Raw genomic sequence first — 10,241 nt, 5'->3', positions numbered from 1 at the left:
AAGAATATTACAGATTTATATCCTCATAACTATAAAAAGGCAATCTCTGACGCTGTAGAATAATTTTTATACCTCACAAGATGTACTTGCTAGGGTGGATACGTTTTATCTGCTAACATGCGATAATATTCAAACTGCTTGCGTATTCCCTTTATTTCGTCTAATGTCATAGCTATTAATATTTTCTATTCTAAAGCCTAAAAATAAAAAAACGCTTTATAAAAAAGCGTTTCCTTGTTTTATTTCTTTTTCACCAATGGGTGATTCAGTCCCTTTACATTATTGTTGATTACTTCGTAGGTCTTTAAGTGCTTGAACATCTCTGTCAAATTTCTAAAGCCATAATCACGAGCATCGAAACTTGGATTTAGCTTTCTCAAGTTTTGCCCTACAGTTGCAATATAAGCCTCAACCTCCTCATCAACGGACATATCAAAAGCGCGATCAATCAACTTGTACTCTTTTTTTGTCAAAGTTTTATTGTCATCTTCATCAGACTGAGCACTTTTCTTATTACTCCCATTATCTCCTTTCACCGTACTTTCTTTTGGCATAAGTGTTTCGCAATAGGTAAAGATCTCACACGATTGAACAAAGGCATTAGGTGTTTTCTTTTCTCCTACTCCCATCACGAAAATACCTTCCTCTCGAATGCGTTTAGCTAATCCAGTGTAGTCGCTATCACTTGAAACTATACAGAAGCCATCAACAGCCTTATCATGCAAGATATCCATCGCATCGATAATCAAAGAGCTATCCGTAGAATTTTTCCCTGAAGTATAATTGAACTTCTGCATAGGTGAAAAAGACAAATCATTGAGCAAATCTTTCCAGCTATTCATCTGCGGTGTTGTCCAATCTCCGTATATACGCCTAATTGTAACTTTTCCGTATTTTGATACTTCTTCTAATATTTTATCTAACAATTTTGCTTGTGCATTATCGCCATCAACCAATATTGCAATATTATTATTGTGTTTTTCCATTTTCCTAACTTTAATAAATCCTAAATTACGACTTTTTACGTCTTTCTAATTCTTCTGATATGATAATTTAAACTTAAAAAATCTAAAATGTGAAATTTGAATGAATCTACTTCTCCTTCATTATCCACTTTCCTTCTTTAGGTGCTTCATATTTCTCCATTCTATCCAACAAATCCTCAATTTGATCAGAAACAATAAGCATTTCTTTATTGATTTGCTTTAAAAAGCCTTTCTCAACCATCTTATCTATCATTAGCAATAAAGGATCATAGAAATGATCTGTATTGAGTATTGCTACAGGTTTCTTGTGAAGTCCTAACTGCGCCCACGTTATCATTTCAAATAATTCCTCTAATGTCCCATATCCGCCAGGTAGAGCAATCACTCCATGAGATAACTCATTTAACTTAGCCTTGCGATCGTGCATTGACTCAACTAAAAACAACTCTGTCAACGCCTTGTGTTCTATCTCAACATTTTTCAAAAAATAAGGTAATACCCCTATAACTTCACCTCCATGATCCAAACAACCGTCGGCCACAGCCCCCATTAATCCAACATTAGCCCCACCATATACTAATCCAATAGTCTTAGAAGCTAAAGCCTTTCCTAAATTATACGCCTCACACTTAAAGTTTTCATCAAATCCACTACTCGATCCACAAAACACAGTATATCTCATTTTTTTTAATTTTTCAAATACATTAAACTAACTAATTATCAACTAATTACAATTAAGAATTATTATATATAAACAATTTTGAATTTTATTCTGTAACAAAAAGTCAAAATAGGTGTCTATTAAACAAAGACCTAAAGTAAAAAAATAAACTCAACTCAAATTAGAATAACTTATGAAATTTAAACTTAGTGCTATTTTCTTCTTGATTGCTATCTACACTGGTTTATCTCAAAATGGGAAAATTACAGGAACGATAATAGATAAAGATTTGCAATCTGCAGTACCTTATGCTACAATTGCTATTAAAAATGGAGAGCAGATAATCACAGGAGCTATGTCAAACGACCAAGGTAACTTTGAATTATCTGTTCCACAAAACAAATACACATTAGAAGTTCAATTCATTGGCTATCAAACATTCCAAAAAGACATCGTTCTGTCTGAATCTATCTTAAACTTAGGTACAATATTCCTTCAACCTGAAGCGACAACTTTAGAAGGAGTTAATATCATTGCTGAACAGTCAACAATAGAGCAAAAAATAGACAGAAAAGTAATTAATGTTGGAAAAGATTTAACCACAGCAGGAGCTACGGCTGGAGAGATAATGAATAATATCCCTTCTGTCAATGTCGATAAAGATGGTAAAATCTCACTTAGAGGTAATGAGAATGTGCGAATCCTAATCGATGGTCGTCCGACAAATATGTCTTCTGAGCAAGTTTTAAAACAAATCCCTTCTACCTCTATCAAAAGCATTGAATTAATTACCAATCCAAGTGCTAAATACAACCCTGAAGGTATGTCTGGTATCATCAATATTGTCTTACACAAAAATACAATGGATGGTTTTAATGGATCAATTGATACAGGAGCTACTTTCTCTCACTATGCTAAAAACTCAAACTCAATTAACCTAAACTATAGACAAGGAAAACTTAACTTCTATGGCAATGGTAGTTATTCGTACGGACAATACAAAAATGATGGAGATATGATGCGTACTGATATACAATCACCAACGGAGATTCGCATGAAGTCTATCAATAAAAACTACTTATACAAAGTAGGGATGGATTATTATATTGATGACAACAACACTTTGTCATTCTATACTAACCAAAGTACAAACAACAACACAATGGATATGGCTAATGCTACTACATATCCTAATAATTTATTTGAAGATATATTTCAAAACACTAAATATGACGGAGAAAATAAATATAGTGCCTATAACTTAGCTTACAAACACTTGTTTGAGAAAAAAGGACATACTTTAGATATTGAAGGAAACTTCAGTAGAAACAAATCTACCAATGATGGAGATTATGATACAACAATTGGAAAGAACCCAAACCAATTGTACAGAGATGGAAGCGAAAATAAAAGTAACCTTACTACGATTAATATCGACTACGTTAATCCATTAAATGATCACACAAAACTTGAATTAGGAGCTGAAGCGAGATTATCAAGAGCAGACAATGCATTTGACTCTAATAATCCAATGACTTCTTCGGATACTCATCAAATAAACAATAAATACGATCAAGACATTTTCTCTGCGTATGTAACCTTCGGCCAAACCTATGGAAAATTCAACTACCAATTAGGAACCCGATTAGAAAGTTATAAAGTTGAATCAACTTTAAATGGCAAAACCAATTTCAAAGATGACTACCTTACTTTATATCCATCTGTTTACATAGGGTATACAATGACAGACAATGATATGTTCAACCTGAGTTATAGTAGACGAGTAGATAGACCTGGTAATTCACAAACAAACCCTGTGAGACAATTCTCAACTCCATTAATGACAATGGTAGGTAATCCAGAATTAAAACCTCAATTCACTAATTCAGTGGAACTTAACTACACAAGAATGTTTACTAACAAAAGCAGTATAACAGCAGGTGTATACTACAGAAAAATCAATAAAGAAATTAATCAGGTTATTTATGATGACCCAGAAAATGACAACCCAAATGCGCTATTAATGACTTTTGATAACTATAAATCAAATGATGCTTATGGTTTTGAACTTTCTGCAAACCTTATCCTTACACCTTGGTGGGATATGCAACCAGCAATTGATTTTTCAAGTATCAAACAAAGTGGTTTTGTTTCTAAGTTAAATACGACTACAAATCAAATGGACTTCATCGAGCGCAACATTACTGCCAATTCATTTAATGCGCGTTTGAATAGTAATTTTAAAGCAACTAAAAACTTGAGATTTAACTTATTTGGTTTCTATAGAGGTCCTTTAGACGGATTGACAATGAACTCTAAAGAGATGTATAAGATTGATGCTGGTGTGAGATATTCTCTACTTCAAAATAAATTAAGTATCAGTGCAAGATTCAACGATATCTTTAATACCATGAAGTTCAAATATGATTCACAGTATCCTTACCCTTCTAATGGTCAATTTACATGGGAAAGTAGATCTCTTTACATAGGACTAAACTATACGTTTGGAGGAGGAAAAGGACGTGCATTACAACGAAAATACAGAGATGCAAATACAAAGCAAAGTGGTGGAACTGGAGGAGGTCTATTCTAATCCGATTGTATCACAACATATTTCAATTATTACTTAAAAAAAAGCTGTTATTCAATGTGAATAACAGCTTTTTGATTTTGTATACTTCTGCTTTTTACTTCTTAACAAATGCTACAATTTTTTGCAAGGCAATATTTCTTGCAGCTTCACTTGATAACACTAAATCGTGTACGCCTCCTTCGACAATAGCTTCTTCGACGTTATCGCTGAGTTTACAACCTATTTTGGTCATATCTTTTACATTGAGTACAACATCTGAGCAATTTGTAATATCCGTTTGTCTGTATGCGTTACCAGATTTATCACTTCTCATTAACAAGATAGGCAAATCTCCTAAATTTTGGGCTTCTTTAATTAAAGATTGCGCATGTTGTACAGCTAATATCCATGCATAAAAAGCAGGAAAAGGCTTGATCGGTTTTAAGTCAAGACTATACTTCCACTCACCGTTATAATTTCGATGTAAAGACTCCCCATAGATTGGAGGTAAGCTTTCCATACAAGCATATGCATCCTTAGAAGACTTGCTCTTAGCAACAGTTGTTATAAAGGGTTTAACATAAAAAGGTAAATTGAAATCTAAAAATGGAGAGTTTAAGACAATCCCCTTTATCCGATTTCTCAGTAAACCAAATTTTGCGTAATAAGAAACTAATAATCCTCCTGTGCTATGTCCCATCATATATATTTCAGAATTGCTATTTTGCTTAGTGATAAACTCAATAGCATAGTTCAAATCAGGGAAATACTCACGCATAGATTGACAATAATTAGGATGCTGATGAGCTAATAGTGATCGACCACATTTACGCAAATCAACTGCAAAGAAATTAATCTCCTCTGCATTGATATAACGCATCATATGGTACTGAAAGAAATAATCACTAAAGCCGTGAATATACAAAACGACCTTCTTATTCTCCTTTTTGTTTGCCCGTGATTCGATCAAAGTAGTAATCACTTTACCCTCATAGTCATTCTCGAAGGGATGTTGGTGTGTTATATATTCTTTATATGTTAAATGTAAATTCATATACTATTACTTAAATACTAAGTTTATTTAAAAAAATCATAGAAATTGTCATTCCTTCTGCTTCCAGACACCAAAAGGAAATCACCCTATATAGTAGCACTAATACTTATACTTGCATTTTGCATAACCTCAATACTACTCATTATAAATTTCGCTTATAATAACGGCGCTAATAAACGAACAAAACTGTTCTTTAAACGATGCCATTTTGAACGTTTATTCCAAAGCTTTAAATCAAGTTTGATTGACTCTTTACAATCTCTAAAAAACATTTCCCTCATCTTTAAGGCAAAGTCCTCATCGTAAATAATTGCATTTACTTCAAAATTCAAATCGAAACTTCTATGATCTAAATTACAAGTTCCAACAGAACATACTCCTGAATCAGTCACAAAAGTTTTGGCGTGTATAAAGCCTTTCTTGTACAAGTAAATCTCAACTCCATATTCTAATAATTCTTGAAAATAGGATTCTGATGCCCACTTCACCATCATTGAATCAGTAATACCAGGTAGAATCATCTTCACTTTCTTACCGCTCAATGCTGCCATCTTAATAGCTAATTGAAGTGATTCATCGGGAATATAGTAAGGAGTAGTTATGAGAATCTCACTTTTTGCGGTTTGTATTGCTTTCAATACACTGTATAAAATAGAAGGTACATCTGAGTCCGGTCCAGAAGAAATAATCTGCAAAGGAACTAAGCGATCCTTACTGTACTCAACTTTTGGAAAATATTCTTTGCTAAAAGCAATAGTTTGTTTACTACAAAAATTCCAATCTGCTAAAAATATATACTGCAAACCATAAGCACCTGTCCCTTCAATGCGAACATGTGTATCTCTCCAATAATAGTCATTCTGATCCTTATTTCGGTTGTCATATCGATCAGAAATATTAATACCCCCCGTGTAACTAATTAATCCATCAATTACAACAATTTTTCTGTGATTGCGATAATTCAGACGGTTAGCTAAAGCTATCCAAATAATTCGATTAAAGGGAAATGCCTCACCGCCATGCTTGCGAATATTGCGAACAATATTCTTACGAATTGAGCGAGAACCATAATCATCGTAAATAAAACGGACTTCCACCCCCTCTTTTAATTTACTAATGAGTACTTCTTCAATTTGTCGACCGATTTCGCTATTTTCATAAATATAATACTCAATATGTATGTGGTGCTTAGCATTCTTTAAATCCTCTAACAACCTTGGAAAAAACACTTCGCCATTCTCCAATAGATCTACTTTATTATCAACTAACAAAGGTCCTTCTCCCATAGCCGTACTTGATAGCATCTTGATAAAGGAGCGATTCTCCTCCACTATCTTATTCCCTTTCTGCTTAAAATCAATGTGAACTTCTTTCAATCTCTGGGTTAAGCGCTCATTGTAATCATCGTTATGCTCTAATTTCTTAGTATACATTTTTCTCTTGCGGTAATTGATGCCAAAAGAGAAATAAAAAAACATCCCAAAGACGGGAACAAAAACAACCAATAACAAATAGGCTAAAGTCTTAGATATAGAATCTGTGTCATAGATAATGCGAATAGCTACAATAATCGTTAAGATAAAGTACAATATCTCTAAATACACAAACCAACCAGAATCAGTAACAACTTGCATAGGTATTATTTTTAAAAATTATAACAAACGATAGTATAGGCAAAAAAAGGTAGCAAATCAAGCGAGTAAATAAAAGCAATTACTTAAAAAAGTTAATTTACAATAAAATTATAAAAAGAAATTGACAGTCGAGCGTTCAAGAGAAAGTTTTTAATGCAAAAAGGCTTCCTTAATAAGGAAGCCTTTGAGCCGATGGAGGGACTCGAACCCACGACCTGCTGATTACAAATCAGCTGCTCTAGCCAGCTGAGCTACACCGGCGACTAAATAATGTCGCAACATTTAATTTTCAAATTGAGCCGATGGAGGGACTCGAACCCACGACCTGCTGATTACAAATCAGCTGCTCTAGCCAGCTGAGCTACACCGGCGACTCAATAGTATTATTGCAATATGTTATTTTCAAAATTTGAGCCGATGGAGGGACTCGAACCCACGACCTGCTGATTACAAATCAGCTGCTCTAGCCAGCTGAGCTACACCGGCGACTCATTTTGCGAGTGCAAAGATAACACGCTTTTTGAATCTTACAAGCCTTTCGGCTTGTTTTTGTATTCTTTTTTTAGACTACAATGCGTTAATTTTCTCAACTAACTGACCTGCAACATTTTCTAATTTTGAGTAAACTCCTTTAAAATGTGCTTTTTTATTTTCAACGTTTTTAGCGTTTACTGCTTCAATTAATTCATCGAATGAAGTTAATGTTTCTTCTAACAACGCTTCAGTTTGTGGAGTTGCTCCATCAGTTGCCATTTCGTGAATATAAATAGCTTGGATAATGTCTCCTAATACGTAATGAATATCCTTTTTTAAGTTTTTTACACTTGCCATATTAATCTAATTTATGGGTTAAAATTTTGAACAAAGCTACAACTTTAATACTATACTTTATAGTCTTTTTACGAAACAAATATTTCTAATAAAGTCGCTTTACCTTCTATCGAAAATTCAGCAATAGCAGCTGGTATTAATATACTATCTCCTTTGCTAAACTCATATTTATCTTGATTTATTACGAATGTACAATCTCCTTCTGTACACACGTAAAAGTGAAATCTATCAATTGCCTTTTTTAGGTGATACACCTCTTTTAAAGGAATGTAATTCACTGAAAAATAAGGACATTCAACAATAGAATTTGCTACATTTTCTTTTTTCTCATAAACAAACTCTACTTGTTTTGGCTCATAATTAATCGCGTCTTTAGCTAAGTCTACGTGTAACTCTCTTGAATTGCCTTCAGCATCGACTCTATCCCAATCGTATACTCGATACGTTATATCAGAAGTTTGTTGAATCTCTGCTAAGAGTACTCCCCCACCAATGGCGTGAACAGTCCCTGTCTCAATAAAAAAAACATCCCCTTTCTCTACCAAAATTTCATTTAGAATAGAAGGTAATGTCTTGTTTTCGAGATGCTTCATATAATCTTCTTGATGTACTCCATCCTTAAAGTCCACCACAACTCTCGCACCTGGGTCTGCTTGCATAACATACCACATTTCGGTCTTACCTAAAGATTGATGTCTTTTCATCGCAAGTTCATCATTAGGGTGTAATTGTATAGACAAATCCTCCTTGGCATCTAAAAATTTAAATAACAATGGAAATTGTTTGCCAAAGCGATTGTATATATAACTACCTAATAATTCCTCTGGATATTGGTTTATGAGCTCTTCTAAATCGCAACCTTTATAAGTTCCATTTGCTACAATACTAACATTATCTGTAACTCCAGAAACTTCCCAACTCTCTCCAACTTGATCAGAATGTATTTCTTTTCCTAATACTGTATTTAATTTTGTACCGCCCCATATGCGATCTTTTAGGATTGGTACAAATACGATAGGATATTGAATAAAACTCATATAATATTTTTCCTATTATAAAACATGTAGGCTAAACCTACCTCTCTTCCCTTAAAAAAATTCAAGCTACAAATTTACGAATTTTAGTATATACAAAACGTATTTTTAAAAATCTCCTTTAAAAGAAACAAAATTACGAGCAGTTTCATATAACACCACCTCTAAATCCTTGTCTTCGCTAATAAAAGGTCTTAATTTTTTCCAGATAACCACAGCTATATTTTCTGCAGTTGGATTCAATTCTGCAAATTCCGCAACATCTAAGTTCAAGTTTTTGTGATCAAAAGCTTCTTCTATTTCAGCCTTTATCAAATCAGACAACTCTTTTAAATCCATAACGAACCCAGTTTCTGGATCTAACTCTCCTGTTACATGTACAATCAATTCATAATTATGTCCATGGTAATTAGGGTTATTGCACTTCCCAAAGACAAGTTGGTTTTTCTTATCGTCCCAATTTTTATTAAATAATCGATGGGCTGCGTTAAAATGTGATTTTCTACTGATTGTTAAGCGCATAATTTACTTTTTTTGAGCTTCAATAAAATGGTAAAATTTCGAGAATATGATTTTAAACCATGCGGTATATAGTTCGGGTTGTTTTTCCATATCTTCTTTAATGTCATCTATCCCCATCCACTTCCAAGCTTCTACTTCTTCTCGGTTAATAGTTGGTTCGCCATTGTAATATCCTATCATTACATGATCAAACTCATGCTCTGTCAATCCATTGTCAAACGGAGCTTTATAAATAAAACTAAAAACGTCTTTTAACGGTACTTCAAAACCCATTTCTTCCACCATTCTCCTTCTACCTGCTTCTATATTTGTTTCTCCTGCTCGTTGATGACTACAACAAGTATTGGTCCATAATAAAGGGGAGTGATATTTTTCTGATGCTCTTTGTTGGAGCATAACTTCATTCTTGTCATTTAAAATAAAAACTGAAAAGGCACGATGCAACAAAGCTTTCTCATGAGCTTCAATTTTTTCCATTACTCCTATTTCCTCGTCGTTTTCATTAACTAATATTACAAATTCTTTTGCCATTTCTTTTTTAATTATATCAATTCCAAAAATACAAAAAAAGAAACTGTTTATCTAATTACTTCTCTCAATGCCCAATGTTTTGCTGTGATTTGTTTGTTTCCAAACTCAAAACATTTTATGTGATTCAAAAACAAGCCCATGCATTATTCTCGATTCTCTTATTGGCAACACTTTACCTAATCACTTGCCTTTTGACTAACACTTCCGCTTAAGACTCAGACCTCTATTTAAAGCAATGCTAAGATCAATCCCATTAGCACTTCACCAACCACTAATTTATCTCTGTTTGCAATTCAAAATTCAATTGTTTAATCTAACGTGAGTTCGACTTAAGCTATTAGTCTATTTTGATCAATAATGTCGTTAATATTATTAATAGAAGGCTTTTTCGGGAAGTATGAATATGTAATCAAAGC

At 33.4% G+C, this 10,241-nt stretch carries 9 protein-coding genes and 3 tRNA genes; 1 reads left to right on the top strand and 11 read right to left on the bottom strand.

Annotated elements, in window-relative coordinates; genetic code table 11:
* Positions 1-239: 239 nt before the first annotated feature.
* Complete coding sequence (locus GOQ24_RS12035) at positions 240-986, bottom strand: NYN domain-containing protein (RefSeq protein ID WP_155092374.1); 747 nt, start codon at positions 984-986, stop codon at positions 240-242.
* A gap of 106 nt (positions 987-1,092) precedes the next feature.
* Positions 1,093-1,668, bottom strand: a complete 576-nt coding sequence (locus GOQ24_RS12030) for a TIGR00730 family Rossman fold protein (RefSeq protein WP_160339798.1) — start codon at positions 1,666-1,668, stop codon at positions 1,093-1,095.
* 172 nt (positions 1,669-1,840) lie between these two features.
* On the opposite strand from GOQ24_RS12030, the gene GOQ24_RS12025 reads away from it, so the two are divergent.
* Positions 1,841-4,240, top strand: a complete 2,400-nt coding sequence (locus GOQ24_RS12025) for a TonB-dependent receptor domain-containing protein (protein WP_160339797.1) — start codon at positions 1,841-1,843, stop codon at positions 4,238-4,240.
* Positions 4,241-4,334: 94 nt separating this feature from the next.
* Here GOQ24_RS12025 and GOQ24_RS12020 read toward each other — a convergent pair whose 3' ends face one another.
* The 9 genes from GOQ24_RS12020 to idi all read right to left on the bottom strand — a co-directional run bounded on the left by GOQ24_RS12020 (position 4,335) and on the right by idi (position 9,825).
* Complete coding sequence (locus GOQ24_RS12020) at positions 4,335-5,273, bottom strand: alpha/beta hydrolase (protein ID WP_160339796.1); 939 nt, start codon at positions 5,271-5,273, stop codon at positions 4,335-4,337.
* A gap of 155 nt (positions 5,274-5,428) precedes the next feature.
* Positions 5,429-6,907, bottom strand: coding sequence for a cardiolipin synthase (cls, locus tag GOQ24_RS12015; RefSeq protein ID WP_155092378.1), 1,479 nt, complete (start codon positions 6,905-6,907; stop codon positions 5,429-5,431).
* A 187-nt stretch (positions 6,908-7,094) separates the two neighbouring features.
* A tRNA-Thr gene (locus GOQ24_RS12010) sits at positions 7,095-7,168 on the bottom strand.
* A 36-nt stretch (positions 7,169-7,204) separates the two neighbouring features.
* Positions 7,205-7,278, bottom strand: a tRNA-Thr gene (locus GOQ24_RS12005).
* A gap of 41 nt (positions 7,279-7,319) precedes the next feature.
* Positions 7,320-7,393, bottom strand: a tRNA-Thr gene (locus GOQ24_RS12000).
* A gap of 81 nt (positions 7,394-7,474) precedes the next feature.
* Positions 7,475-7,738, bottom strand: coding sequence for a hypothetical protein (locus GOQ24_RS11995; RefSeq protein WP_155092379.1), 264 nt, complete (start codon positions 7,736-7,738; stop codon positions 7,475-7,477).
* Positions 7,739-7,806: 68 nt separating this feature from the next.
* A complete protein-coding gene (locus tag GOQ24_RS11990) occupies positions 7,807-8,775 on the bottom strand; it encodes a type I phosphomannose isomerase catalytic subunit (protein WP_160339795.1) in 969 nt (322 codons plus the stop codon).
* Positions 8,776-8,880: 105 nt separating this feature from the next.
* Complete coding sequence (locus GOQ24_RS11985) at positions 8,881-9,294, bottom strand: 6-pyruvoyl trahydropterin synthase family protein (RefSeq protein WP_155092381.1); 414 nt, start codon at positions 9,292-9,294, stop codon at positions 8,881-8,883.
* A gap of 3 nt (positions 9,295-9,297) precedes the next feature.
* Positions 9,298-9,825: an isopentenyl-diphosphate Delta-isomerase gene (idi, locus tag GOQ24_RS11980; RefSeq protein ID WP_160339794.1), complete on the bottom strand. Its 528-nt coding sequence runs from the start codon at positions 9,823-9,825 to the stop codon at positions 9,298-9,300.
* Between the last annotated feature and the right edge of the window lie 416 nt (positions 9,826-10,241).

Origin of the sequence: Myroides sp. LoEW2-1, assembly GCF_009767705.1 — a bacterium.
GTDB lineage: Bacteria > Bacteroidota > Bacteroidia > Flavobacteriales > Flavobacteriaceae > Flavobacterium > Flavobacterium album_A.
The sequence above is the reverse complement of the archived record's forward strand: the minus strand, read 5'-3'. Positions and strand labels throughout refer to the sequence as shown.